The sequence below is a fragment of the Izhakiella capsodis genome (genome assembly GCF_900115045.1).
Lineage (GTDB): Bacteria > Pseudomonadota > Gammaproteobacteria > Enterobacterales > Enterobacteriaceae > Izhakiella > Izhakiella capsodis.
In genome coordinates this window covers 64,090-89,936 of record NZ_FOVC01000010.1, presented here as the reverse complement: position 1 = coordinate 89,936, position 25,847 = coordinate 64,090, and the positions used below count along the sequence as shown (strand labels likewise).

At 47.2% G+C, this 25,847-nt stretch carries 19 protein-coding genes and 8 pseudogenes; 16 read left to right on the top strand and 11 right to left on the bottom strand.

Translation table 11 applies throughout. The features are described 5' to 3' along the window. Position 1 precedes the first annotated feature (1 nt). Complete coding sequence (locus BM191_RS13330) at positions 2–778, top strand: DeoR/GlpR family DNA-binding transcription regulator (RefSeq protein WP_092878971.1); 777 nt, start codon at positions 2–4, stop codon at positions 776–778. Positions 779–957: 179 nt separating this feature from the next. Here BM191_RS13330 and yidA read toward each other — a convergent pair whose 3' ends face one another. Then, a complete protein-coding gene (yidA, locus tag BM191_RS13325) occupies positions 958–1,767 on the bottom strand; it encodes a sugar-phosphatase (protein ID WP_092878969.1) in 810 nt (269 codons plus the stop codon). A 163-nt stretch (positions 1,768–1,930) separates the two neighbouring features. Between yidA and BM191_RS13320 the strand changes: the two genes are divergently transcribed. The 3 genes and pseudogenes from BM191_RS13320 (at position 1,931) to BM191_RS13315 (ending at position 4,259) form a co-directional block, all read left to right on the top strand. Then, positions 1,931–2,635 (top strand): IS6 family transposase, encoded by a 705-nt coding sequence (locus BM191_RS13320; protein ID WP_092878967.1) that lies wholly within the window; start codon positions 1,931–1,933, stop codon positions 2,633–2,635. 72 nt (positions 2,636–2,707) lie between these two features. Further along, entirely contained in the window at positions 2,708–3,406 is a 699-nt protein-coding gene (locus BM191_RS17235; RefSeq protein ID WP_230479593.1) for a hypothetical protein, read from the top strand. Continuing rightward, positions 3,315–4,259, top strand: a pseudogene (locus BM191_RS13315) (T3SS effector OspC family protein). Before BM191_RS17235 ends, BM191_RS13315 begins: the two are co-directional and overlap by 92 nt. Before the next feature lie 179 nt (positions 4,260–4,438). Here BM191_RS13315 and BM191_RS13310 read toward each other — a convergent pair. Together BM191_RS13310 and BM191_RS17660 are read right to left on the bottom strand one after the other, a co-directional pair. After that, a pseudogene (locus BM191_RS13310) lies at positions 4,439–4,888 on the bottom strand (Rpn family recombination-promoting nuclease/putative transposase); the annotation flags it as partial. After that, positions 4,870–5,010 carry a DUF7706 family protein gene (locus BM191_RS17660; RefSeq protein ID WP_456236154.1) on the bottom strand — a complete coding sequence of 47 codons (141 nt, stop codon included), beginning with the start codon at positions 5,008–5,010 and terminating at the stop codon, positions 4,870–4,872. The gene BM191_RS17660 and the pseudogene BM191_RS13310, both read right to left, overlap by 19 nt. A 66-nt stretch (positions 5,011–5,076) precedes the next feature. Here BM191_RS17660 and BM191_RS13305 point away from each other — a divergent pair, with 66 nt between their 5' ends. The 3 genes and pseudogenes from BM191_RS13305 to BM191_RS13295 form a co-directional block, all read left to right on the top strand. Then, complete coding sequence (locus BM191_RS13305; protein ID WP_092878965.1) at positions 5,077–6,243, top strand: cytotoxic necrotizing factor Rho-activating domain-containing protein; 1,167 nt, start codon at positions 5,077–5,079, stop codon at positions 6,241–6,243. A gap of 366 nt (positions 6,244–6,609) precedes the next feature. Then, positions 6,610–6,810 (top strand): annotated as a pseudogene (locus BM191_RS13300) (recombinase family protein); the annotation flags it as partial. After that, a pseudogene (locus tag BM191_RS13295) lies at positions 6,797–7,350 on the top strand (hypothetical protein); the annotation flags it as partial. The pseudogenes BM191_RS13300 and BM191_RS13295, both read left to right, overlap by 14 nt. Before the next feature lie 244 nt (positions 7,351–7,594). Here BM191_RS13295 and BM191_RS13285 read toward each other — a convergent pair. Then, positions 7,595–8,301 (bottom strand): IS1 family transposase gene (locus BM191_RS13285; protein WP_092878963.1). Its coding sequence is split into 2 segments (ribosomal slippage): positions 7,595–8,043 and positions 8,043–8,301, totalling 708 coding nucleotides; the frame shifts between segments, so codons are not numbered across the junction. 66 nt (positions 8,302–8,367) lie between these two features. On the opposite strand from BM191_RS13285, the pseudogene BM191_RS17580 reads away from it, so the two are divergent. Then, a pseudogene (locus tag BM191_RS17580) lies at positions 8,368–8,559 on the top strand (transposase); the annotation flags it as partial. Between the two features lie 319 nt (positions 8,560–8,878). Here the strand turns inward: BM191_RS17580 and BM191_RS17230 are convergent. Both BM191_RS17230 and BM191_RS13275 read right to left on the bottom strand, forming a co-directional pair. Continuing rightward, positions 8,879–8,986 (bottom strand): annotated as a pseudogene (locus BM191_RS17230) (transposase); the annotation flags it as partial. 104 nt (positions 8,987–9,090) lie between these two features. Beyond that, a complete protein-coding gene (locus tag BM191_RS13275) occupies positions 9,091–11,838 on the bottom strand; it encodes a leucine-rich repeat domain-containing protein (RefSeq protein ID WP_092878959.1) in 2,748 nt (915 codons plus the stop codon). Positions 11,839–12,256: 418 nt separating this feature from the next. Between BM191_RS13275 and BM191_RS13270 the strand changes: the two are divergent. Together BM191_RS13270 and BM191_RS13265 are read left to right on the top strand one after the other, a co-directional pair. After that, positions 12,257–12,544: pseudogene (locus BM191_RS13270) on the top strand (IS6 family transposase); the annotation flags it as partial. 835 nt (positions 12,545–13,379) lie between these two features. Beyond that, a complete protein-coding gene (locus BM191_RS13265) occupies positions 13,380–13,910 on the top strand; it encodes a hypothetical protein (protein WP_177203343.1) in 531 nt (176 codons plus the stop codon). Positions 13,911–14,025: 115 nt separating this feature from the next. Here the strand turns inward: BM191_RS13265 and BM191_RS16600 are convergent. The 5 genes and pseudogenes from BM191_RS16600 to dnaA form a co-directional block, all read right to left on the bottom strand. Then, positions 14,026–14,132 (bottom strand): annotated as a pseudogene (locus BM191_RS16600) (IS6 family transposase); the annotation flags it as partial. A gap of 271 nt (positions 14,133–14,403) precedes the next feature. Then, entirely contained in the window at positions 14,404–16,812 is a 2,409-nt protein-coding gene (gyrB, locus tag BM191_RS13260; RefSeq protein ID WP_092878955.1) for a DNA topoisomerase (ATP-hydrolyzing) subunit B, read from the bottom strand. A gap of 17 nt (positions 16,813–16,829) precedes the next feature. Continuing rightward, positions 16,830–17,915, bottom strand: a complete 1,086-nt coding sequence (gene recF, locus BM191_RS13255) for a DNA replication/repair protein RecF (RefSeq protein ID WP_092878953.1) — start codon at positions 17,913–17,915, stop codon at positions 16,830–16,832. Between the two features lie 120 nt (positions 17,916–18,035). Then, positions 18,036–19,136 carry a DNA polymerase III subunit beta gene (gene dnaN / locus BM191_RS13250; protein ID WP_092878951.1) on the bottom strand — a complete coding sequence of 367 codons (1,101 nt, stop codon included), beginning with the start codon at positions 19,134–19,136 and terminating at the stop codon, positions 18,036–18,038. Positions 19,137–19,140: 4 nt separating this feature from the next. Then, positions 19,141–20,526 carry a chromosomal replication initiator protein DnaA gene (dnaA, locus tag BM191_RS13245; RefSeq protein WP_177203342.1) on the bottom strand — a complete coding sequence of 462 codons (1,386 nt, stop codon included), beginning with the start codon at positions 20,524–20,526 and terminating at the stop codon, positions 19,141–19,143. A 534-nt stretch (positions 20,527–21,060) separates the two neighbouring features. Between dnaA and rpmH the strand changes: the two genes are divergently transcribed. The 6 genes from rpmH to BM191_RS13215 all read left to right on the top strand — a co-directional run bounded on the left by rpmH (position 21,061) and on the right by BM191_RS13215 (position 25,843). Beyond that, positions 21,061–21,201 (top strand): 50S ribosomal protein L34, encoded by a 141-nt coding sequence (gene rpmH / locus BM191_RS13240; RefSeq protein ID WP_000831330.1) that lies wholly within the window; start codon positions 21,061–21,063, stop codon positions 21,199–21,201. A gap of 17 nt (positions 21,202–21,218) precedes the next feature. Further along, positions 21,219–21,578 (top strand): ribonuclease P protein component, encoded by a 360-nt coding sequence (gene rnpA / locus BM191_RS13235; RefSeq protein WP_078002558.1) that lies wholly within the window; start codon positions 21,219–21,221, stop codon positions 21,576–21,578. After that, on the top strand, positions 21,542–21,799 hold the full coding sequence (yidD, locus tag BM191_RS13230; protein WP_092878947.1) for a membrane protein insertion efficiency factor YidD: 258 nt from the start codon (positions 21,542–21,544) through the stop codon (positions 21,797–21,799). Before rnpA ends, yidD begins: the two co-directional genes overlap by 37 nt. 2 nt (positions 21,800–21,801) lie before the next feature. Then, positions 21,802–23,448, top strand: a complete 1,647-nt coding sequence (yidC, locus tag BM191_RS13225; RefSeq protein ID WP_092878945.1) for a membrane protein insertase YidC — start codon at positions 21,802–21,804, stop codon at positions 23,446–23,448. A gap of 76 nt (positions 23,449–23,524) precedes the next feature. Then, positions 23,525–24,889, top strand: a complete 1,365-nt coding sequence (gene mnmE, locus BM191_RS13220; RefSeq protein WP_092878943.1) for a tRNA uridine-5-carboxymethylaminomethyl(34) synthesis GTPase MnmE — start codon at positions 23,525–23,527, stop codon at positions 24,887–24,889. A 213-nt stretch (positions 24,890–25,102) separates the two neighbouring features. Continuing rightward, positions 25,103–25,843, top strand: coding sequence for a 4'-phosphopantetheinyl transferase family protein (locus BM191_RS13215; RefSeq protein WP_092878941.1), 741 nt, complete (start codon positions 25,103–25,105; stop codon positions 25,841–25,843). The last annotated feature ends 4 nt before the right edge of the window (positions 25,844–25,847 follow it).

The following is a 25,847-nucleotide window of genomic DNA, read 5'->3' as shown; positions in this document are numbered from 1 at the left end:
TATGAAGGGATATAACCGGCTAGAGCAGATAATGGATTATCTGAAAGGGCACAACCTGGTGACGGTGGATCAACTGGTGGCAATCACCGACGCCTCTCCGGCGACGATCCGCCGCGATCTGATTAAGCTCGATCAGGAAGGCGTGATAAACCGCACTCACGGTGGTGTCACTCTTAACCGGTTTATCCCATCCCAGCCCACGACGCATGAAAAAATGCAACGCAGCCTGGTGGAAAAGCGGGCCATTGCCAGCGCAGCAGCGAGTTTTGTAAAAGCGGGCGATGCAGTTGTGCTGGACGCAGGAACCACGATGATTGAACTCGCCCGTCAGCTGACGCATCTGCCGCTACGCGTGATCACCAGCGACCTTCATATTGCGCTGTTTCTCTCGGAGTTTAAACAGATTGAAGTCACGATTATCGGCGGACGTATCGATGATTCGAGTCAGTCCTGCATCGGTGAACACGGTCGACGGCTGCTGCAAAATGTGTGGCCGGACGTGGCTTTTGTCAGCTGTAACGGGTGGGATATTATCCGCGGTATTACCTCACCCACGGAAGAGAAAGCGGCGCTAAAACGTGATTTAATTGCTAATGCCAAACGCCGCGTCCTGCTGGCGGACAGTTCAAAGTATGGCGCCTGGTCGCTGTTCAACGTCGCCCATCTGCATACCCTGACGGATATCGTGACAGATAGCAGCTTACGCGAAGAGATCCAGCGGCAACTGGGCCAGCTGGACATCAAGCTGGCCGTCGTTTCCAGTCATCTTCCAGTCTGAGGCGACTCATATACTTCAGGTAGGGGGACTACGCCGGAACACCCGATTCTTTCGCCACCCGCAGCGGACTTAACGTCAGAAGCGCTGCCTGCCAGCGCCTGTTTTCATTTATTTATTCTGCTAAGCAGGCTGAATAGAATAGCGCCCGACTGAGATTTGAATTTACTGCACCCTCATCCTCAGAGGGCAAATCGCTCAATCGCATAAGCCACGCCATCTTCCCTATTCGTACGGGTTACAAAGCGGGCAGCGGATTTCACCGAGTCTATGGCATTACCCATCGCCACGCCAACCCCGGCGTATTCGATCATCGCGATATCATTTTCCTGATCGCCTATCGCCATCACGTCTTCCGAACTGATCCCCAGCAGGCCGGCCAGCATTCTGACGCCATAGCCTTTATTCACCTGCTTATTGAGTATCTCCAGGTAGTAGGGCGCGCTTTTCATTAAGGTGTAGTTATCGCGAGCTGCCTGCGGCAGGCGGGCGATTGCCGCATCTAACAGTTCGGGGGGGTCAATCATCATGACTTTGGGAAAAGTTAATTGCTTATCCATCTCCTCCACGCTGCGGTAGCGCACTGGAATACCGGTCAGGTAAGACTCGTGGATAGTGAATTCACTGATATCTTTATTTGGCGTGTAGAGCGCCGTTTTATCCAGCGCCTGAAAATGAACGCCTAGATCGCGTGCTAGCTTTTCAAAATAGAGGTAATCATCAAAACCCAGGCTCACTTCGGAAACCAATTCACCATCCAGAGTCCGATGCACCAGGGCACCGTTATAAGAGATGGCATATTGACCCTCACGTTTTAAATCAAGCTCTGTCAGATAGCGCTCAATGCCAACGTAAGGGCGACCCGTCGCCAGTACAACGATAATACCTTGTGATTTAGCCGCCGTAATCGCCGCCTTAACGCCCTCAGAGATCTCATGCTGGGGGTTAAGCAAAGTGCCATCCATATCAATCGCAATTAGCTTAATTGCCATAACGTCCTCATTGCTGTAGGTTTTACTCTCATCCTAGCGTGAACCTATGTACCTTGACGAGCATTTACAGCAAATACTTTTCTGGTAAGTTACAAAAAAGGCCACTGTTGCAAAAATCGGGAGGTGATAAACTCATCGTCACCTTTTGCTGATGGAGCAGCACATGAACCCATTCAAAGATCGGCATTTTCAGCGCGACATCATCCTGTGGGCGGTGCGCTGGTACTGTAAATACGGCATCAGCTATTATGGACTGCAGGAGATGCTGGCCGAACGCGGTGTCAACGTTGATCACTCAACGATTTACCGCTGGGTTCAGCGTTATGGGCCTGGAATGGAAAAACGGCTGCGCGGGTACTGGCGTAATCCTTCAGCATTCTGCTCCTGGCATCTCGATGGAACCTGTATCAGAGTTAACAGCCGGTGGGCTTATCTGTACCGTGCTGTTGACAGCTCAGGCCGCACCATCGATTTTTACCTTTCCCCGCGCCGTAACAGCAAATCGGCATATCGGTTTCTGGGAAAGATTCTGAACAACGTGAAAGGCTGGCAGATCCTCCACCTCATCAACACCGATAAAGCTCCCACCGAGGGTTGCGCGCTGGCGTTACTGAAGCGGGAAGGTCGGTGTCCGCCTGATGTTGAACACCGGCAGATTAAGTACCGGAATAACGTCATTGGATGCGATCACGGCAAACTGAAACGGATAATCGACGCCACGCTGGGATTTAAATCCAGGAAGACGGCATATGCCATCATCAAGGGGATTGGAGTCATGCGGGCATTGCGTAAAGGACAGGCGGAAAACGTTTACATCGGCCATCCCCTGGGCGAGATGCGTCTGGTGAGCAGAGTTTTTGAAATTTAAGACCTTTCTGTAATACAGAAGGCTACCTCATCAAGAAATTTGCAACAGTGCCCAGCCCGGAAAAAGCTAACATTGGCGCTGAACGGAATTGCCATTCCTTTAGGGGACTGTGCCGGGATGGTTCGTTCCCTTCCCGATAAGTTTAGTATAGATAAATGTGTATATAAGGAAAGAAAAGTTATGAAGGTAACGCATTCATTAGTAAATGGTCAGCAAAATAATTTCGCTTGTCTTCAGCCAGATAGAGAAACTGGAAGGGAACGAAGTAACACCATGAAAAATGTCATTTCTGTACAAAACTCTCCGGATACAATACTTAAGAGTAGTGATTTTAAGAACAGAAGTGCGGATGTAATAAAAGCATTTTTTAAGAAAACAATAGCAGCTCAGAGCTATAATAAAATGTTTTTTAAGGGTGATCATTTCAAAGAATTAGGCATCGCTCTAACAGATTCATCAGTACGGAAATCTTCATTACAATCACTACAGCATCTTAATGATGTATCTAAAAACTATTTAACAAAAATAAAAGAAAAAACCCAAGATTTAACCTCGCAGGAAAGGGTTTTGCTAAGTAAAGTGGTAGATGCAAAAATCCATTTCAGACATCAAAGTAATTCAAATTCGGTAGATGCCTCTGGAATACTTAACATCATGTCGTTGAATAAGTTGCAATCTAATGAGATTAGCACTGCAAAAAAATACGTACTCAGAAGATATAAGATGTTTAAGCAATCAGGATTCTGTTTTTTTTGGCGTTGCATTTTCTGATGATAAGGCTCAACTCCCTCTCAATACCCGCCATTCAACTGTAGATTTCGGAGCCAATGCTTATATAGTTGATGAGCAGTTTCCCCATGGGTATCTGACATTGACTGATCATTTTGATAACAGAATACCACCTGCATTTATGCACGAACATAAGGAATTCATAGCTCAATTCTCTGAGGTAAGAAATGAAATTTACCGTAGAGTTCATGGAGATAAAGGTACAAAAGATACTCCTATCTTTAATTCTAAAGACATGAAACTTGCACTGGGATTACACCTCATAGATTTCCTTAGAAACAGCAATGATACAGAGTTTAAAAGATTTGCTATGAATAAAGAACTAGACGATAAAAATTTAGACAAAATTCTAAATTTTGTATTTCAACCAGAGTTCCATGTCCCGAGAATGGTTAGCACGTATATTTTTAAAGAAGTAAAGTTACGAGAAATAAGTGCGAGGGATGCGGTTAAAGCATCTAATTTTTAAGCTCTTTCGGTACATATGAGAAACAAGGATGATGCATGTAAAGTTATGGGGCTTGCTATAAAACACGCTAAAAAAGATGTTGTTGATTTGTTATTCTCAAAATTCAGTTTTACTGGGAAGGATGTAATAAAAATGTCAACTTCATATGAGGATATTGAGTACTCACTAAGCGATCACTCTGCGGATGAAAAAATTCTTAAAGATTTTTTGGAACGTGGGTTAGTGGAACCGAACCATGCATTCAGGAGCGTTAATTCTGGTGATACAATGTTAGACAATGCAATTAAATACAATAAAAAGGAAATGATTGGTATATTACTTGAATATGGTGCTGTTCGTGGAAAAGAAATTAATAACCACAGGTAAGTAAATTGTAAGTGAAAACATCTACAAAGGTTGGTATTTTTTTACCAAGTGAAAATTACCAGTCTAAGTGTACTCGCAACTTAGTAATCATAACAATATGAAAACATGCATGTTTATTAATATTGATCAGTTATGGCTGATTAGAAACAGCACTTAGCGTACATTTTCGTACGGTTGGGCTTCAGGCCGCCCATACTGCGGTGCCCCATGATCTCTTCGTCAGGAATCACCGTAACATCGACAAGAGGAAAATTACCGTTATAAAGTTCTCCGGCCACCCCAGGATCGGTGAACTCATCCAGCTAGCGGATCGAATATGGATAGGGACTACGCCTTCCCGTATAGAACAATACGGGTATTACCAGCGGCAACTTTTTATATCCGGCGTCAAGGTGGCGTTGCATGGCGGCAACCGCGTAACGAAGGAGCCGGAACGCCATGTGTTTGTCAGGAGTGGACTGGTGCTCGATGAGTACGTGGATATATCCATCATCACCGATAGTGGTTCTCAGACTGTAAAGCACGTCGCTGAAATAGGGGCGCAGGTTATCCTCGACTAAACTTCCTGACTCCAGTCTGAGGGTACTGAAATCGCAGACTGCCTGCAGCTCTACCGGTAGATGCAACTCCCGGACTCAGCCAGCTCGCGCATAACAGTTTTTACGCCATCCATCATCAGATATGCTTCATCTTCTGAGGTAGAACGTTCCGCGCAATCCTGATGCGTATTACAATGCTTTAATTTTATCATTTTTTTATAGTAATCGTTTTAATAATATTTTAAATATACGGTTTTTAAAAAAGGGTTTAATATACTATGAAGGTATTCAATAATAGTCGTTCTTATACTGTCAATAATATCACTGCTCCTAAAATAAATAGCAAAGACAATAATTCACAATTTACTAATAGCGTTAAAAGTGCGAAAAACACGCCTATTACAATGATAAGGAGATTCTTTAATCACCATTTTTCTCATAGTGGAGGAGAAAAAAAACCTAACATGAGAGAGCTTATAAGTAAGTCTTATGTTTTGCCTGATTCAGGATGTACTGCAAGAAGTAATTTTATTGAAACATCAAGATTTAATAGGGTAGTAACAAAACTAACAACTGGCGAGAAAAAAGAACTATTAAAAGAAAGCGCTAGTGTTATGAATGGAAACATCAGGCCGTTTATAGGCAAAGGAATTATATCTATGGAAGCTAAGAATGATAATTTACCTGTCACATATGACTATATAATAAGCGATAAAAACCATGGGATCCTGAGAGAAAATATATCCAGTGTAAATTTTGGAATTGAATGTTACAACGGAGATAAAATCAAATCAGCAGAAATAATACCAGGCACCCCAATAGGGAACTATTATAACAAACAAACATTTAATCATGATTTAAAAATAATTCAATTAGACAGTGGCAACTGTGGAACGGTAGGTTTCAGACTTGATATAAATCAACTTACACCAGATAGACCATTACTTATTCATGGTGGTGAGCTTTCCGGTTGCACCATGGTTTATGGTTTGAAAGATAATTATTTTTATGCATTTCATAGTGGGCAACCTGGTAATGACAAATCCATATGGGAAACAAAAAAAGATGGTTCAAAATCTATAATTGAGAGTCATAATAAAATGACTGGATCAACTTCCGATACCGACAAAGAAATTGATATTGAGACGCTTTCCAGTTATCTTCATGATAATTTCGATATCTGTATGATGGCTTTTTGCGGGCATGGAGAAACCATTGGCAGTAAAAAAAAAGTACTCTCCTTTGATTATAATAAGCCTTCAATTCTTGTTGGTGAAAATAAATCAAGAGTAGCTAACACAATGGCTATGCTGGTTAATAAAGGAGGTGTGATAGAAATTAATATGCTTAGCGATGATATGACAATTGATAAAAAAACATTAGAGACTGACTCTATGACATATGTTCTGAGCGGCCCGATAGAGAAGCCGATCATACAAAACTAAGATATCCTGAATAAGGCACTGTTGCAAAGTTAGCGATGAGACAGCCTTTTCTTTAAATGATAATCTCTGCATTTTAAAGACGGTTTTCTTCAAAGTGTCTTAAAACGCAGGTGCTAATTGAGAATCAGCCGCATAACGAATAAAAAGGACTTCTCCGGGATCTATGCCTGATTAACTCCAGTGCAATCATGGGGTGACCAAAGCTATGGAGAGATTCATTATAGCGTAGTTTTCTCTGAACTACATAGAAGCGGATACTGTATGGGTATCTCTATACCGGACTGGCAGAATCCGGTACTGTTTATAGTGATAGTACTAATCCTAACCAGACCGGTGTCACCAAAGAACTCTAACAGTACCATGTCTATGTTTGTACGCGCCTACCTGCGGGCTTCCACCAGTGAGCAGGATGCACAACGTGCCCGCGATATGCTTGATTGCTTTGCTCGTGAGCATAATGTCATCATCTGTAACTATTATGCTGAGAATGAATCAGGCGCACGCTTGGAGCGCCCCGAACTTTTTCGTTTGCTCAATGACAGTCGCCCTAGTTATGTATTACACATCCTGTTTTACGGATGAATATCAGGATGTCTGCCAGAAACAAAAGACCGAAGACATTCGATTCAGAAACGGCGTTATTTATCTTTTTCAACATGGCAATGTTGCGTATGACATGCTCAAAATATATTTCAAAGAAGTATTTGAACATAAAACCTCCGATCAACTGGAGCGCATCAAACAAATGCTTATGGCTGTTAATATCCATATTGCTGCCAGTTCACTCACAAACGCTGGGTTTGCTCTGGCGACAGCATCATTTGTTGCAGCAGGCATGAATCTAAGTCTTGAACTCAGTGCACTGGTAGGTCGAAGAGCAGGCGAGGTTGTAGGGGTTATTGGCATATACGGCGTGGTACAGAAAGCGGCAGATAGTGCCCATCGCCTACACGTCCAATACCAGCCTATTACTTTGCACTCTACATGCAACAACTAGAAATGATGTACTTCTTGATAGAGCCATTGTTTGAGCGGGCTGAGGCGTTTAAAGCACAATGGGAATCGGATGATGGTATTGCAGATATCATCACTAGAATGATTCGATAATTATGATGAATTTTATTAAAAGGTTTTTCAGACGGGTATTCAGATCATTGATTTCTTATTATGGCCCGGTAGCGCTGACAATAATTTTTGCTTTAGTTCAGGTTTTTTTTCTGACAGTCCAATCTGGCTTATCCCCGTATTTTTTGTATTTGTGATGGTTATTTTATCAATATGTGAGATTGTAAAGTTCAAACGTTAGCATCATCGTAACTTTATTTATAAGGAAATAGGGTAATGACTACAATTAGTAGAACATATACTTTTCGATAAAGGAGCGGATGACTTTTTCGTGGACCTCGATGGAGCGTGAGAAACAAATCGTTTTGCGAGCCAGCCGTTTGATACGGGTTCGGAGCGTCAGATTGTTACGCTCAATGCGCTGTGTGAAAATTTGACCTGTCAGGTGCTTCTCCTTCGGCACTTCTCTGCCATAACTGCCCCAGTCGTCACTCGTTATCATGCCAGTGTTGAAGGGCGTCAGCAGCGCCAGTAGCTCTCTGCAGGTCTCATCATTCCGTAGCCCGAAGGTGGAGGCCAGTACACCGCCAGTTTTGGTGTTGTACGCGTACCAGAGCCAGTGTTGGACTGCCTTACTGCCCACGAAGCTCCATTGTTCATCAAGTTCACAGATAAGCGCCACATCAGCGTGAGCGACCGGAGAAGAGGTTATCCTGCGGGGTGAGAGTTTTTTAAAGTACGTATGACTGTGTTGATCCCGATCTTCAGCGTTCTGGCGGTATCGCGCACACCGGAGCCGCTATGGGCCATATCAACGATTTGCTCTTTGACTCCGGGCTTCCGCGCTTCATAAGTATAGGTCAGCTGGAAAACACGTTTACATAACCGGCACCGAAAGCGCTCATGTCGTGAGGTACTACGACCATGGCGATAAATTTCATCTGAATGGCATCGGGGACAATGGACGATAACAGTAGCAACAGGAAACCTCAAAAACCCATAGGATAACAGGAAATTCTATTGATTGAAGGCATCACCTAAAGTCAAGGCAACCGCTCATACCGCTCAGAATTTAAACGGGAAGCCGCCAGCCTGGTTCTCAGTCAGGGCGATGGTATTGCAGAAGCTGCCCGCTCTACGGGTGTCAGTCAATTCGCCATGAGCAACTTGGGTCAGGCGTTTCAGGCAGGAGCAGCAGGGGGTTATCCTGAGCCGGCAGCCACTGACCACAGAGGCACAGCGTATTCGTGAGCTGGAAAAGCAGCCCAGGTGGCTACAGGAAGAAAATGACATAGTAAAAAAAGCGTCCGCGCGCTTAATGTCAGACAGCCTGAGAAACAGACGCTGATAACGGCACTGAAAGCGCATTATCCGGTAAGGCGGCTCTGCACCGCCCTGAATCTGCACCGCAACTTATCAGCGTCAGGCACACCGTCCGGTTGATGTAAAACAGCTGTCGCTGCACAGTGAGCTGAAACGGCTTCATGCTCTGAGTGGTGGCTCAGCGGGGTCCCGCAGTCTGTCCGCGATGATGACTGCAGCAGGTGACCCCCTGAGCCGTTACCGGGCAGGCAGGCTGAAGAAACAGCTTTCTGCAGAATTCCCCAACGCGGGTACCGGTTTCGGCCTGTTTCAGCGCAAATGCAATCTGTTCTCCGGTATAGCGGGTCTTTTTCATGGCGGATATACCTCCCGGTGAAGTGAAAAAAAGACAGGATACGCCAGTTTAGCTTTGAACTGTTTTCAGGGGGAAGGTCATATTCTGGTGTCAGGCAGGGATAGCTATTTTTTTAGCTTTAATCTTTCTGACCGCCGCAATGCTATTTCATCATTTTCAGGGACATCAGGCATTTTTAAATCCAGAAGTCTGTTTTCTATATCTTCTATTCTGCTATGGCTGGCAACAGCAGATTGTGCTGTATTAGATCTGATGTTCTGAAATCTGCTTTCTAAATATTCATCTGTCACATTACTATGGTGGCTAGCATAATCAGCTGTACTGGGCTTAATTCCTGTATTATATCTAGACGCTTTATTGCTGGTAATATATTCTGCAGACGTTCCGGGGACAGAGTATTTATCTGAACGGGTTCTGGTTGCATTTCTCTCTGCTTTTGAGGCCTGTCTTGCTTTATCCAGTACAACTTTTTGTCTTTTGCTGGCATCAAACAGTGCTTCCTGTTGGGCATTATGCTTTTCAGCAGCGGTTGACATATCATCTGCTATCCTTTTTTTAACTTTTTCGTTCCTGGTATTAATATCATCAAAGGCTTGCTTTGCTGATTCTACAGCCCGTGCAAGTGAGGCTTTTTCTTCTAGGCTCTTTTCCCAGGCACAAATGGTTTCAGGGACAGTTATGTTTGTAATGGTGTTCAGCAATGATTCATAGCTTGTCTCATGGATTATATCTTTGTTGCTGATAACGCCCGCTGGTAGCTTATATAATCCTCGTTTTTTAGGAATAAGCTGGCTTTCTTTCAGCCAGTGCTTTGCGCTATTGTTTTCATTAATTTTATCGGCACGTTTAGCCAGTTTGTAAGTATCAGCTGGGGCAGAAAGTGCAGCGCGAAACGGGAAACTATAGCCTGATTGTGTCAGAGATAAGTGATGGATGATTTGTGCACGATAAGTCTCATTTTCTGCTATATCTGCCAGCAGAGCACAGATTCTTGTTACCGCATCTGCAGGCCATTTTGCACCGATCATGGCATAAAACAGAGATTTATTCTTATCATGTTCTGTAGCAGGAAGTAAGTTATTTATCACCGCCTGCCCGTCAAGGCGCTTGTCTTTATATATCAGTTCAATAAGAGAAATATAGGCATCAACAACATAGCTCATGCCCCCTTTTTCAGCCAGGCTGGCCAGGCTGTGGCTGATTTTTCCGTCTGCGATGGTTTTTGCTACTTCAGATGGATGTTGAGCGGCTTTTTCTGCCAGATTCACAACAGTTTTCAGGGCAGTTAAGGGGGATTGATCTGTCTGCAGTATCAGGCTCTGATCGGGGATAGCTGGTACAGAGGGGGCGGAAAAATTAATTCTAAGACCACGATGCTCTGCAAGCAAGCGTATATGATAAATTGCATCTTCTGTAAGTGGGTTATTTGTGATATCAATGTTGAGGCAGGCAGACAGAGCAGAAGACAAAGGTAGTTCTTTCAGTTGATTATCACTTAGATCTAATTCTTCCAGCTGTGTCAGGTTGGTTATATTTTCATGCACCGTGGTTAACTTATTATGGTCTAGCTTTAGAAATTGTAAATTTTCTATTTTGTTTATTTCCTCAGGTATTTTAGTTAGCTGATTATAGCTCAGATCTAATTGCCACAGTTTTTTCAGGTTGGTTATCTGTTCGGGAAATTTATCCAGTTTATTTTTACTTAGCTCTAATATCTCAGTATTTCTCAGACGGGCTATCTCGTGAGGGAGTTTAATTATTTCATTTTCGTTCAGCTCTAATATCTGAAGCTTTTCCAGGCCAGCTATATCACGAGGGAGTTCAGTCAGTTTATTTTTGTGCAGATTTAACGTCTCCAGATTTCTCATATTGAGTATCTCGCGAGGAAACTCAGTCAGAAGGTTATCATCGATATATAATAAATTCATTTTTTTCAGCCTGATTATATTATCAGGTAGTACGCTTAATTTATTGGATGATAAGTAGAGTTTTTCTAGCTGCTCTGGCAGAAAGGGGGGCAAAGAACTCAGATTCAAATGAGATAAATCAAGAGTCTTTAACTTATATGTTGCACACTTTATGATATTTTGTAGTGCGATATCTCGCTTTTCATCACTGTCCGGGGGTACCGCCTTTGCCCATGTATGCCAGTGATACCAGTCATTCAGTTGGTTCAGTTCATCCTGAGTTATATTGGCTGCAGTTGAAAACAGCGATGTTATATGATCTTCAAGATATCTGGGGTGGAGGGCTGTATTAGTAAATGAAGAAGATGGATAAGCCCATCGTTTTGGCGGGGAAAAATAAAACCTCGGCCCGGTGGGATAATTCCTTGTAAAATCTTCCAGTTGGAGAATAGTAAGCGTAGTGAGTGGGTTGTCGTTGATGTCAATTATTCTATCATTGGGAATCTGAGAATCCTGAAAAAAATCCGGTGATAATATGTTCAGTTGATTATTGCTAATGTATAGAGCATGAAGTCTGGCGGGAAGGTTAGCTGAAATCGAGGTCAGAGAATTATCACTCAGAAATAATCTCTCCAGATTTTCCAGCCTGTACATATCATCAGGCAGCGTGGTCAAATTATTGCGTGATAAATCGAGTTCTGTTATATGGCCTGGCAGAAAGGGGGGCAAAGAACTGAGATTCAAATCAGATAAATCAAGGGTTGATCGCTGCATTATTGTACAACTTTTAAGAATCTCTACTGATTTATCCCGCTCTTCATTACTTCCTGGTGGTGCGTTTTTTGCCCAGTTATTCCAGGCTGTTAGTGATCTCTGATAATTTACCGTGGCTGGGGATGATAATGAAGAGGGGCCCGGGATAGCGCGATTGATGGGGGATAGCATGGGTTTCTCCTGGATATATGTGAATTGAGATAAAACGACGAAAGAAATATTATTAGATCGTAAAGAAATTAATATCACATTTCGATTATCTGCCTGGCCAGCGCCTGGTGCTGAGCAACTCACCCTGACGGCATACTATCCGGAAAGTTTGCTGAACCTACAGCGTTCTCTGACCACAACAGGCTTAATCAAGACACTACAAGGCAGTATGCGCAAACCCAGATCACAGACGCCTTCTGGTTTTAAAGTGGTAAAGATATTGAGCTGACTCGCGGAGGCTCAAGAAGGATAAGATAGTTTTTTAGGTGATGTCTTCAATCAATAGAATTTCCTGTTATCCTATGGGTTTTTGAGAGCCACTGTTGCAAAAATCGGGAGGTGATAAACTCACCGTCACCTTTTGCTGATGGAGCAGCACATGAACCCATTCAAAGGCCGGCATTTTCAGCGCGACATCATCCTGTGGGCGGTGCGCTGGTACTGTAAATACGGTATCAGCTATTATGAACTGCAGGAGATGCTGGCCGAACGCAGTGTCAACGTTGATCACTCCACGATTTACCGCTGGGTTCAGCGTTATGCGCCTGAAATGGAAAAACGGCTGCGCGGGTACTGGCGTAATCCTTCAGCATTCTGCTCCTGGTATCTCGATGAAACCTGTATCAGAGTTAACGGCCGGTGGGCTTATCTGTACCGTGCTGTTGACTTACCAATCAAAAAATATTTTTGAGCCTGATAAGATATATTATCGCACTTCTTTGTTATATTCTCACTTGTGTTTTTCACACCAGATAGTCTTTGTAGAAGCTTGAGATTTTTTTGGGATGGATTTTTATTGGCCAATTTAGATGCGGCGTTTAAATCATGAAATACATGAGCTGCGATGTGAGTATTAGATGCATAATGCACCGATATCCAGTAACCCTGGTAAAAATTTAGTCCAATATTATTGATTCATAATAATGTCTTTAATATCAAAAAACGTTGTTATCTCAATAAAATTATTTTTGCATTAGTTACAGAGGATTAAGGCTTGAGCAGCAAGCTCATTACTTCTCTGAAAAGACCTACTGATGCCCGGTAACGCCGGACTGTATATGGTTTGGCGCTGGTTTGTAAAGAAAATACTCTTTAACGTGAGTTTTCGTTCCACTGAGCGTATTACCCCGATTATGTATCCATTAAGGCAGTAAGAGGGAGCTTGCCTCCTTTCTTTATTTCAAAGAAGCAGCCTACGCGATTACAGCCGCCACCAAAACTGCGAGCATTCGTTTCTTAAATGTTGCCTGCTGATCATATGCTGGCAAAATGCGCGCCTACTGGTGGCCATTCAACACTCTTACTGTCACCAGCTGGCAATACCCTCTCTTGCATGCGGGGAACTGCGGCTCTTTCTTGCAGAGATGAAAACCAATCGTTCCCAAAAAATCAACATATAAAGAGGCGATTTTTTATATCTTTGGCCGGTGAAAGATATATAAATTTTGTAGCTCTATTAAAGGACAAGGTTTAATATGCTTTCAGGAAAAATCACATCATTCGTGTCTAGCTTCTATAAAACACCTTCCCCTCCGGCCCCCAAAGCAGGAAATGTTACCTTCGCAAAATCAGTTAGCTCAGTGAGAAACACAACTGTCTATCGTGCAGATACACGCTCCCCAGCAACGATTAGGAAATTTGGTTTTTCTGGCACCAACAGTAATGAGCCTTGTGAGGTTCGTGTATTTGGTAAAAATACCGTATTTGCGTCAACCTCAAAAGAAAAGGTTAAAGACTTTATCCATATGATAGAGCATCAAGGCCAGAGCAAAAAATATCATCTCTATCAAATAGAAACCAACAAACAACAAGTTTTCTCATTTCGAGAAAATATGGATAAAAATCCAACATCGTTGATTAATGGCATTGCTAATCTAGCTATTCGAGAATTGGGTATTCCACAGGATGAAGCTCTGGCGTTAGCTAAAGATGCGATACATTCCAACTATCTCGCTGTAGATGAGGTGCAAGTTGAAGGTCCAATTTCCCCTTTGAGTATCAAACACATCAACACAATTAGTATTGAGGGTTGATTATCCGAACGATCGCCTGTCAACCTGCGCCGCCCGTTCATGCATAAAAGGGGGCAGTTTGCAGGCACTGTTGCAAATTTCTTGATAAGGTAGCCTTCTGTATTACAGAAAGGTCTTAAACCTCAAAAATTCTGCTCACCAGACGCATCTCGCCCAGGGGTGGCCGAAATAAACGTTTTCCGCCTGTCCTTTACGCAATGCCCGCATGACTTCAATCCCCTTGCGGCAAACGACAGTTCGCCAGCACAGCATGGAACAGGCTTGTCTCAGTATATACAAAACCGAGCCCAAAAAAGCGGCGCAGTTAATTCAAACGTTTGAAGATAAAACCATGACTGATGCCCTGACGCTAACCTACCAGCTTACCATGCAGGTCATCACCAAAATGATCCATAACATCGATATGAAATACCATTTCGAAGGCGCCTGGTGGGCATTTCAGGGCAAAAAAAGAGCAGCCCAGGGCTGCCCTTTTTTCTATGCTGCAGCAATATCAGATATCAATATTCGCCGCTTTCAATGCATTCTCTTCGATAAAGGCACGGCGCGGTTCGACCGCATCGCCCATCAACGTCGTGAATAGCTGATCAGCGGCGATAGCATCTTTGACGGTAACGCGCATCATACGGCGGCTTTCGGGATCCATCGTTGTTTCCCAAAGCTGATCCGGGTTCATCTCTCCCAGACCTTTATAACGCTGCACTGAGAGGCCACGACGTGACTCTTTAACCAGCCATTCCAGCGCCTGCTCGAAGCTGGTTACCGGCTGACGACGTTCACCGCGTTCGATGTAAGCATCTTCCTCAATCAGGCCACGCAGCTTTTCGCCCAGCGTACAGATTTTACGGTACTCCGGACCGGTAATGAATTCGTTATCCAGCCGATAATCGGTATCCACACCGTGTGTACGCACCCGCACTACCGGTTCAAACAGATGCAGCTCGCGATTTTCCTGCACTTCAGCGCGGTACTGACTACCGTGCTGCTCGCGTTCATTAAGATCTTCCACCAGCGAGCCCAGCCAGCTGCTTACCAGGCTTTCATCGCCAGCCGCACTCAGCGTCGGATGGTAAATCAACGCTCGTAGCAGCGCTATCGGAAAGCGACGCTCCATGCGTTTAATCATTTTCTGGGTACTGTTGAATTCACTGACCAGCGATTCAAGCTGCTCACCAGCCAACGCCGGCGCACCAGCATTGGTGTGCAGCGTTGCGCCGTCAAGCGCGATGGCAATCTGATAGTGATCCATCGCATCATCATCTTTAATGTACTGCTCCTGCTTCCCTTTTTTCACTTTGTACAGCGGCGGCTGGGCAATATAAACGTGGCCACGCTCAACAATTTCCGGCATCTGTCGATAAAAGAAGGTCAGTAGCAGAGTACGGATATGGGAACCATCGACATCCGCATCGGTCATGATGATGATGCTGTGATAGCGTAGCTTATCCGGATTATATTCGTCACGTCCGATACCGCAACCCAGCGCGGTGATCAGGGTGGCGACCTCCTGTGAAGAGAGCATTTTGTCAAAACGCGCCTTTTCGACGTTAAGGATTTTTCCCTTCAGGGGTAGGATTGCCTGGTTCTTACGGTTACGCCCCTGCTTAGCAGAGCCGCCCGCAGAGTCCCCTTCCACGAGGTACAGTTCTGAATGCGCCGGGTCGCGCTCCTGGCAGTCCGCCAGCTTACCGGGCAGACCAGCGAGGTCCAGCGCGCCTTTACGACGGGTCATTTCACGCGCGCGCCGTGCCGCTTCGCGCGCGCGCGCGGCATCAATAATTTTGCCGACAACGATTTTAGCGTCGTTAGGATTTTCCAGCAGGTATTCAGCCAGCAATTCGTTCATCTGTGATTCAACGGCTGATTTCACCTCGGAGGAGACCAGCTTATCTTTGGTCTGTGAGGAAAATTTAGGGTCAGGAACTTTAACTGAAACCACCGCCACCAGCCCCTCACGCGCATCGTCACCAGTGGCGCTGATCTTAGCCTTTTTGCTAAATCCCTCTTTGTCCATGTAAGCATTGAGCGTACGGGTCATAGCCGCGCGGAAGCCCGCCAGATGCGTACCACCGTCGCGCTGAGGGATGTTATTGGTAAAGCAGTAAATATTTTCCTGAAAGCCATCATTCCACTGCAGCGCTACCTCAACGCCAATGTCATCTTTTTCGGTGCTGAAATAGAACACTGTTGAATGGATGGGGGTTTTGTTCTTATTAAGATATTCCACAAAGGCTTTAATGCCGCCCTCATAGTGGTAATGATCGCTTTTCTCATCACGCTTATCTTCAAGACGAATAGACACGCCGGAGTTCAGAAAAGAGAGTTCACGCAGGCGCTTTGCCAGAATATCAAACTCAAACTGGGTGACATTCGTGAAGGTTTGCAGACTGGGCCAGAAGCGAACGCGCGTACCGGTGGACTCAGTTTCACCGGTGACGCTGAGCGGTGCCTGCGGCACGCCATGTACGTAGACTTGCTGATGGACTTTGCCATCACGGCGGATAGTCAGCTCCAGCTTTTCAGACAGGGCATTAACCACCGATACCCCGACGCCGTGCAAACCACCGGAAACTTTATAAGAATTATCATCGAACTTACCGCCAGCGTGCAGCACAGTCATGATAACCTCAGCCGCAGAGACGCCCTCTTCAGGGTGGATACCGGTGGGAATACCGCGCCCGTCATCCTGTACCGATACCGAGTTATCCGCGTGAATGGTTACGACAATATCTTTACAATGACCAGCGAGGGCTTCGTCAATGGCGTTGTCCACAACCTCGAATACCATATGATGCAGACCGGTACCGTCATCAGTATCGCCGATATACATACCGGGGCGTTTACGTACCGCATCCAGCCCTTTAAGGACTTTGATACTTGAGGAGTCATAAGAATTCGACATCAACGTTTCTCGCTCATTTAATCTTCAGGTTGAAGCGTTATTTTACCCTGTTCTACGCGGAACATCTTGCCCTTTTCATCGCTCATGTCGATAACGTGTTCCGCGCTAATTGCGCTGACAAAAACTTGCGCCTGGGTGGCTTTCAACCGGGTGGCTAATAACTGGCGACGGACGTCATCCAGCTCCGAGGCAAAATCATCAATCAGATAGAGACAGTGCTGGCCGCTCTGACGCGTAAAAAACTCGCCTTGCGCCAACCGTAGCGCGCACATCAATAGCTTAAGCTGACCGCGTGACAGCAGATCTTCCACCGGGGTATTGTCAGCGCGAATGCGAAAATCAGCTTTATGCGGGCCGCTGGCGGTATAGGTCAGTGCGCGATCGCGCTCGAACTGACGCTCAAGCAACTCAGCATAGTCACTCTCTTTGTCCCAGCCCCTTTGAAAGGAAAAAGAAAGGTCGAACTCAGGTAAAAACTGGCGGCAGGTGCTGGCAATATCATCGGCAATCGCTTGGCTATACTGCGCCCGCCATAGGCTAATCTGCTCCGCCAGCGGTGCCAGCTCCTGATCCCATGCGCGAACCTGCGCATAACGTGTGACCTGGCGCAGCGCGGCGTTGCGCTGTTTGAGCAAACGCCGCAGGTTACTCCAGGCATTAAAAAAGCCGCGTTCATTATGAAAACAACCCCAGTCGATATACGCCCGGCGATATTTGGGCCCGCCGTTGAGCAGCGTAAAACCCTCGGGGGTTATCAGCTGCATCGGCAGCATTTGCGCCAGTTTAGCCACCTTATGCCCGTCGCTGCCGTCGATACGGACTTTACTTTCACCGCCGCGATTTCTCATTAAGCCCACGGCTATCTCGCGCTCCGCGGTGCTCACGCGTCCGTGTAAAACAAAGTGCGACTGGTCGTGACGAATAATGCGACCGGCTTGCAAACTGCGAAACGCTCGTCCATGTCCGAGGGTATAGATCGCTTCCAGCACGCTGGTTTTTCCGCTGCCGTTAGCACCCACCAGGAAATTAAATCCAGGGGCGAGCGCCAGATCGACACTTTCAATATTGCGGAAGTCTTGAATCAGCAGGCGGGTTAAAGCCATATATCGAATTGCTCACTGGAAGTTGCGCTGTGTAGTGATTTTCATTCAGTACGTGAGGATGGCGGGCGTTTTGTCGTAGCGCAAACTGGCAACTACGTTAGCCCGCCGTTAAAAACAACGTTACAAACGCATTGGCATTACGACGTAAGATGCCGCCTGGCTGGCCGCATCCTCAATTTGCACGCTGGACACCGAGTCAGTCAACAGCAGACGGACATTGTCGCACTTCAGAGTGTTCAACACGTCCAGCACGTAGCTGACGTTGAAACCAATTTCCAGATCGCTACCGCCGTAGGTCACATCCAGCTGCTCTTCCGCCTCTTCCTGCTCCGGGTTATTGGCGGTGATCTTCAGCTGGTTTTCGGTGATATATAAACGAACGCCGCGAAATTTCTCATTTGATAAAATTGCGGCGCGGGCAAATGCCTGCTTAAGAATATCGCAGCCTGCTTCCAGCGTTTTATCGGGATTTTTCGGCAATACGCGGCGATAGTCAGGGAAACGGCCATCAACCAGTTTGGATGTGAAGATAAAATCACCAACGTGTGCACGAATATTGTTACTGCCGATTTGTATCTGCAAAGGCGCATCGCCGCCGTCCAGCAGACGCAGGAGCTCAATCACGCCTTTTCGCGGTACGATCACCGAATGATTCGGCAACGGCTGGCCGATCGATAAAGCGCAGACGGCCAGGCGGTGGCCATCGGTGGCAACGGTGCGCAGCTCTTCCCCTTCGGTTTCAAATAGCATGCCATTGAGGTAGTAACGTACGTCCTGATGCGCCATAGAAAACTGTGTGGCGTCAATCAGACGCTTCATCGTTGCCTGAGGCAGCGTAAATTCCACTTCGCTTTGCCAGTCATCCAGATTGGGGAAATCACTGGCTGGCAGCGTGGACAGCGAAAAGCGGCTGCGGCCTGAACGCACCAGCATCCGCTCACCTTCGAGCACCACACTGATTTCCGCGCCATCGGGCAGACCACGGCAGATATCGAGAAACTTACGCGCCGGAACAGTGGTGGAACCAGGATCATGATCCTGGCTCAGCGACACGCGCGCAACCATTTCCATTTCAAGATCCGTGCCAGTCAGCAGCAGCGAACCTTCATTCACCTGCAGCAGTAAATTGCCCAAAATGGGCAGCGTTGGGCGTCCGCCCAGCGGGCCACTCACCTGCTGGAGTGGCTTTAGTAATTGCTCACGTTCTACAATAAATTTCATAGCGTCAGGAAGATAATGTTCTGATTAAATTTGAGAAATCTTCTTTAATATCATGACTTTCTTCACGAAGCTGCTCGATTTTACGGCAGGCGTGCAGCACCGTAGTATGGTCACGACCCCCGAAAGCATCGCCAATTTCTGGCAGGCTATGGTTAGTCAACTCCTTCGCGAGCGCCATCGCCATCTGACGTGGTCGCGCCACCGAACGTGAACGGCGTTTCGACAGTAAATCGGCAACTTTAATTTTGTAATATTCTGCCGCTGTTTTCTGAATATTGTCGATGGTAACCAGCTTCTCCTGCAGTGCCAGCAAATCGCGCAGCGCTTCACGCACAAAATCGATGGTAATCGCCCTGCCGGTAAAATTGGCGTTTGCGATGACCCGGTTTAGGGCCCCTTCCAACTCACGCACGTTGGAGCGCAAGCGTTTAGCGATAAAAAAAGCCACTTCAGCCGGAAGACGAATATCATTCTCGTCAGCTTTTTTCATCAGGATAGCCACGCGTGTTTCCAGCTCAGGTGGTTCAATGGCAATGGTCAGCCCCCAGCCAAAACGCGATTTCAGGCGGTCTTCAACGCCGTTTATCTCTTTGGGATAGCGATCGGAGGTTAAAATAATCTGTTGGTTGCCTTCAAGCAGGGCGTTGAAGGTATGAAAAAACTCTTCCTGCGAACGCTCTTTATTAGCAAAAAACTGAATGTCATCGATAAGTAGCGCGTCTACTGAACGATAGTAGCGCTTAAACTCTTCTATCGCATTGTTTTGTAACGCTTTTACCATGTCCTGAACGAAACGTTCAGAATGCATATAAACCACCCTGGCATTCGCCTTACGCGCAACAATGCCATTGCCGACAGCATGGAGCAGGTGAGTTTTACCAAGACCGGTACCGCCATAAAGGAACAGCGGATTATATGCCCCGCCAGGATTGTCTGCCACCTGACGCGCCGCCGCACGTGCCAGCTGGTTTGATTTACCCTCGACGAAATTATCAAAATTGTGTTTCGTATTAACGTTAGAACGATAGGAGTGCTCAGCAGGCGCCGGAATATTATCCCAACTCGGCCGGACGGTCGCTGCGGGGCGCGCACCGCCGGCGGGTACAGCGCTGACTGCAACCGGCTGGCTAATCGCTTGTGTAACGGGCTTGCTACCGACCTCAAAACGCAACAACGGCGCATCAAAGCCGCAAAAATCGTTTAATAAGCCGTTGATATTATTTAAATACTTATCTCTTACCCAGTCGAGTACAAATCTGTTAGGCGCGTACAGCGCGAGCGTATTGTCGTAAAGCTCGGCCTGAAGTGGACGTATCCACATGCTGAATTCAGTGGCAGGTAGATCATCCTGCAATCGGGCAAGGCACTGTTGCCATAGCGAAAGTGACACGGCGGACTCCACTCGAACAAAACCGATAAGAAAAGGCGCTAAAGATCTTTCATCATTGTTGACGCATACATTTTCACTGTATGCGCATCGCTATCCGCGATGATATCTGCTGGGATCACTGCAATGAGATCCTCAGGGGAAGAGAAGATCATAGCGCAAACGGCGGCAGAGATCTCCAATTTCTACACAGATTCTATTCAATTTATCCACAGGCAGAAAATGCAGCATCCGTTTACGCTTCTCCCGTCATCGCGCATGAGGATCGCAAGATGATCCAGGTCGATCCTTGCGCTTTGCAGCAGAGAACGTATAATTCTTCACCCAGCGTGTAGCCCTGCCGGGTGAAGGCTGGTCACAGGCCATTAAAAGCGTATATAACACCGCGTTTTGCGCGAAGTAAATTGACTCCGGACTGTACAGTTATTACAATCCCGCCTCTTTAATTAAAGATACTCTGAGGCGCTGGTCGTTTTACGGCTTCGTGTTAACGCGTCGACAGCAACAATCCCCAAAAAAGTTTAGGTAGAAATCGCCATGAAACGCACTTTTCAACCGTCTGTACTGAAGCGCAACCGTTCTCACGGCTTTCGTGCTCGTATGGCAACTAAAAATGGTCGTCAGGTTCTGGCACGTCGTCGTGCTAAAGGCCGCGCTCGTCTGACCGTTTCTAAGTAATAAAAGCTAACCGCTGAGTGGTTAAGCTCGCATTTCCCAGGGAGTTACGTTTGTTGACTCCCACTCATTTCACTTACGTCTTCCAGCAGCCACAACGGGCTGGCACGCCGCAAATTACTATTCTCGGCCGCCTTAACTCGCTGGGGCATCCCCGCATCGGTCTCACAGTCGCGAAAAAAAACGTTAAGCGCGCGCACGAACGCAACCGGATCAAACGTCTGACCCGTGAAAGCTTCCGTCTGCGCCAGCACGAACTTCCCGCCATGGATTTTGTGGTGGTCGCGAAAAAAGGGGTTGCCGAGCTTGATAACCGGGCGCTGGCTGAAGCGTTGGAGAAGTTATGGCGTCGTCATTGTCGCCTGGCGCGCGGCTCCTGATTGCGCTGATACACGTTTATCAACGTGTCATCAGCCCGCTACTGGGGCCGCATTGCCGTTTTTATCCCAGCTGCTCACATTATGGCATTGAAGCGATACGGCGCTTTGGCATAGTAAAAGGCAGTTGGTTGACGATGAAACGCGTATTAAAATGCCACCCTTTACATCCGGGTGGTAACGATCCGGTGCCACATAAAACCGACGATAACAGAGAACATTAACGATGGATTCGCAACGTAATCTTTTTCTCATCGCTTTTCTGTTCGTGTCTTTTCTGATCTGGCAAGCCTGGCAGACGGACCACGCTCCGCAGCCTCAGCAAACTCAGATGACGCAGAACACGACCAGCGCAGCCGGTGATGCAGCCGACCAGGGCGTGCCCGCCAGCGGACAGGGTAAAATCATTACCGTTAAGACCGATGTGCTGTCTTTAAAGATTAACACCCGCGGTGGTGATATCGACCAGGCGCAGCTGCTTACCTATCCGGACAAGCTTAACTCTAAGACGCCGTTTGAACTGCTGGAAACGACACCTAACTTTGTTTATCAGGCACAGAGTGGTTTAACCGGTCGTAACGGCCCGGATAATCCCAATAACGGCGCCCGGCCGCTATATACTACAGCCCAGGATAGCTACCAACTGGGTCCGAATGACAGTGAGCTGCGCATTCCGCTAACCTACACAGCAAAAAACGGTGCAACCTACACGAAAACTTTCGTGTTGAAACGCGGGCAGTTCGCTATCAACGTCGATTACCAGGTCGATAACACCACCCAGCAGCCGCTGGAGGTGTCAATGTTTGGTCAGTTGAAGCAAACTATTAATCTGCCTAAGCATCGCGATACAGGCAGCAGCAACTTCGCGCTGCACACTTTCCGTGGTATTGCTTATTCCAGCAATAAAACGAACTACGAGAAAGTGAAATTTGACACGGTTGCCGACAACGAACTGCTGAACACCCAAACGCCTTTGGGCTGGGTTGCCATGCTGCAACAATACTTCGCCTCGGCCTGGGTTCCACGCACCAGTGGCGATAATACACTCTACACCTCTAACCTCGGCAACGGCCAGGTGGCAGTCGGCTACAAATCTTCACCGGTAACCATCGCACCCGGTAGCCAAAAGGAGCTTGCCGCTACGCTGTGGGTCGGCCCAGAACTTCAGAACGAGATGGCCGCGATTGCCCCGCATCTTGATCTGACGGTCGATTATGGCTGGCTGTGGTTTATTTCTCAGCCGCTGTTTAAGCTGCTGAAGTTCCTGCACAGTTTTATCGGTAACTGGGGATGGTCAATCATCGCGATTACCTTCATTGTGCGTGGCATTATGTATCCGTTGACCAGAGCGCAATACACCTCTATGGCCAGGATGCGTATGCTGCAACCGAAAATTCAGGCAATGCGTGAACGCATTGGCGATGACAAGCAGCGCATGAGTCAGGAAATGATGGCGCTGTATAAATCGGAAAAAGTTAACCCGCTAGGCGGCTGCTTTCCGCTGGTTATCCAGATGCCAATCTTCCTGGCGCTCTACTACATGCTGTCCGGCTCTGTTGAGCTACGCCACGCACCGTGGGCGTTGTGGATCCATGACCTTTCTGCTCAGGACCCGTACTACATCTTGCCGATTCTGATGGGCATGACGATGTTCTTTATACAGAAGATGTCGCCAACCACCGTCACCGATCCTATGCAGCAAAAGATCATGACCTTTATGCCGGTCATCTTCACCATATTCTTCCTGTGGTTCCCGTCAGGTCTGGTTTTGTACTATATCGTGAGTAACCTGGTAACCATTCTTCAGCAGCAGCTGATTTATCGTGGACTTGAAAAACGCGGTCTGCACAGCCGGGATAAGAAAAAAGCATAACGACAGACTTTAAGCGCAGGCATTGTATTTACCCTAAAGGCGGTCAGCAGACCGCCTTATTTTTTAAGAGGCGAGCATGAGCTATAGCGATACCATTGTTGCCCAGGCAACACCGCCGGGGCGCGGCGGTGTTGGTATTCTTCGCATATCCGGAAACCAGGCGGCGGCCGTAGCCAGGGCGGTACTGGGTAAGCAACTGCGCCCGCGCTACGCTGAATACCTGCCGTTTAACGACGCCAATGGTGCAGCGCTGGACGAAGGCATTGCTCTCTGGTTTCCAGGGCCGCACTCCTTTACCGGCGAAGACGTACTGGAACTTCAGGGCCACGGCGGCCCGATGATTCTGGATATGCTGCTTAAGCGTATCATCACGCTGCCGGGGCTTCGTATTGCCCGTCCTGGGGAATTTTCAGAGCGCGCTTTTCTCAATGACAAACTGGATTTGGCGCAGGCCGAGGCGATAGCCGATTTAATCGACGCCAGCTCAGAACAGGCGGCGCGTTCTGCGTTGAACTCATTACAGGGGGCCTTCTCACAGCGAGTTAACACTTTAGTGGAAGCACTTACTAACCTGCGAATCTACGTAGAGGCTGCAATTGACTTTCCCGATGAAGAAATTGATTTTCTTTCAGATGGCAAAATTGAAATGCAGCTGCAAACCGCAATTCGCGATCTGGAAAGTGTAAGAGCCCAGGCACAACAGGGAACCCTTCTGCGGGAAGGGATGAAAGTGGTGATCGCCGGCCGCCCTAACGCCGGGAAATCCAGCCTGCTAAACGCGTTAGCCGGACGCGAAGCGGCTATCGTTACTGAAATTGCAGGTACCACTCGCGACGTGCTGCGCGAACATGTCCACATCGATGGTATGCCGCTGCATATCATCGATACCGCCGGGCTGCGTGATGCCAGTGATGAGGTAGAACGTATCGGTATTGCCCGTGCATGGCAGGAAATAGAGCAAGCTGATCGGGTGTTGTTCATGCTGGACAGCACCACCACCGATGCCACCGAGCCGGCGGAGATCTGGCCAGACTTTGTTGCACGCTTACCGGCTACTTTACCAATCACCGTGGTGCGTAACAAAGCAGACTTAACAGGCGAAATAACTGGTCTGACGGAAGTAAATGGTCACTCACTTATTCGCCTTTCTGCGCATACAGGCGAGGGCATCGACGGCCTGCGCAACCATCTTAAACAAAGCATGGGCTTTGCTGGCAACACGGAAGGCGGATTCCTGGCGCGACGCCGCCATTTAACTGCGTTGGAATTAGCCGCTACGCATCTCCAGCAGGGAAAAGATCAGCTATTGGGTGCACAGGCTGGCGAGCTGCTGGCCGAAGAGCTGCGGCTGGCTCAACAAGCCCTGAGCGAAATAACCGGGGAATTTACCGCCGATGATTTACTCGGGCGCATTTTTTCCAGCTTTTGCATTGGGAAGTAAGTAATCACTTATATTGAGCATCCCAACAAGCCATCCATAACGCGGGTTAGTCTGATATAACCCGCATGAGCTTTGAGGTTAAAATTATTTCTTTCAGCTCTCCGTCGTTGCTAAACTCTAAAAGAATTTTAGCGATAAGCAGAAGATGAATTAAGCTAAGATAATTCCTGCATTACCGGCAATGATTATCAGTCCATTTTCACGGAGCGACAGATGGCCAGTCATTTTGCACGATGTACCTTTTCACCTGGAAAAACCCCTACTCATCGCCTTTCGGCAGGGCTGATCGCCCATACAGATCGGTTCTCCGTACGTCGACGCGAACGCTTTCTGGCTGTCAGGGCACTGCTTGCTGAGCTTATGCAGCACATTTATGGCTTTTCTACCTTGCCTGACCTCATCACTACCAGCTCCGGGCGTCCCTGCTTTGCCGATCCACGTCTGCCTGACTTTAGTCTGGCCTGTGCCGGTAATATTGCCGGCGTTTTACTGGCAGACGAGCAGTGTCGCGCCGGACTGGATATGGAGATAATTCGCGCTCACAGTCGGCAGGCTAAAGAGCACCTCGAACAAGTGCTCTCTTCCGCTGAGCAGGCATGGATTAATGCCCAGCATGATAAAATTGAAGCAGCGACACAGATATGGACGTTACGCCAAAGCGTACTAAAACTTACCGGTGAAGGCGCCAATGGCATAAGTTCGCTAAGCCTGCACCCTGCATCGGGACGACTACGCTCTGTCACACTACCAAATATTCAGGCCATCTGCGACGTCGAGCCTCTGATGGTCTGGTCGTGTGCGCTTTCACCCGATTGCGATCGGTTACACCTGTGGGAATTCAGCCAGCATTCCGGCTGGAATGCGCTGCGGGATATCTGTATACATCAGCGTAATATGGGGCCGCGTACGCTCAGGCTGACCAGTTTGCCATCCCAGCGTACGCTGCAGTTGTAGGATA

Excerpts from the sequence above, each read along its gene's own strand:
- BM191_RS13330 (WP_092878971.1), top strand. The coding sequence starts at position 2 with ATGAAGGGATATAACCGGCTAGAGCAGATAATGGATTATCTGAAAGGG.
- yidA (WP_092878969.1), bottom strand. The coding sequence starts at position 1,767 with ATGGCAATTAAGCTAATTGCGATTGATATGGATGGCACTTTGCTTAAC.
- BM191_RS13320 (WP_092878967.1), top strand. The coding sequence starts at position 1,931 with ATGAACCCATTCAAAGATCGGCATTTTCAGCGCGACATCATCCTGTGG.
- BM191_RS17660 (WP_456236154.1), bottom strand. The coding sequence starts at position 5,010 with ATGATAAAATTAAAGCATTGTAATACGCATCAGGATTGCGCGGAACGT.
- BM191_RS13305 (WP_092878965.1), top strand. The coding sequence starts at position 5,077 with ATGAAGGTATTCAATAATAGTCGTTCTTATACTGTCAATAATATCACT.
- BM191_RS13275 (WP_092878959.1), bottom strand. The coding sequence starts at position 11,838 with ATGCTATCCCCCATCAATCGCGCTATCCCGGGCCCCTCTTCATTATCA.
- gyrB (WP_092878955.1), bottom strand. The coding sequence starts at position 16,812 with ATGTCGAATTCTTATGACTCCTCAAGTATCAAAGTCCTTAAAGGGCTG.
- recF (WP_092878953.1), bottom strand. The coding sequence starts at position 17,915 with ATGGCTTTAACCCGCCTGCTGATTCAAGACTTCCGCAATATTGAAAGT.
- dnaN (WP_092878951.1), bottom strand. The coding sequence starts at position 19,136 with ATGAAATTTATTGTAGAACGTGAGCAATTACTAAAGCCACTCCAGCAG.
- rpmH (WP_000831330.1), top strand. The coding sequence starts at position 21,061 with ATGAAACGCACTTTTCAACCGTCTGTACTGAAGCGCAACCGTTCTCAC.
- yidD (WP_092878947.1), top strand. The coding sequence starts at position 21,542 with ATGGCGTCGTCATTGTCGCCTGGCGCGCGGCTCCTGATTGCGCTGATA.
- yidC (WP_092878945.1), top strand. The coding sequence starts at position 21,802 with ATGGATTCGCAACGTAATCTTTTTCTCATCGCTTTTCTGTTCGTGTCT.
- mnmE (WP_092878943.1), top strand. The coding sequence starts at position 23,525 with ATGAGCTATAGCGATACCATTGTTGCCCAGGCAACACCGCCGGGGCGC.
- BM191_RS13215 (WP_092878941.1), top strand. The coding sequence starts at position 25,103 with ATGGCCAGTCATTTTGCACGATGTACCTTTTCACCTGGAAAAACCCCT.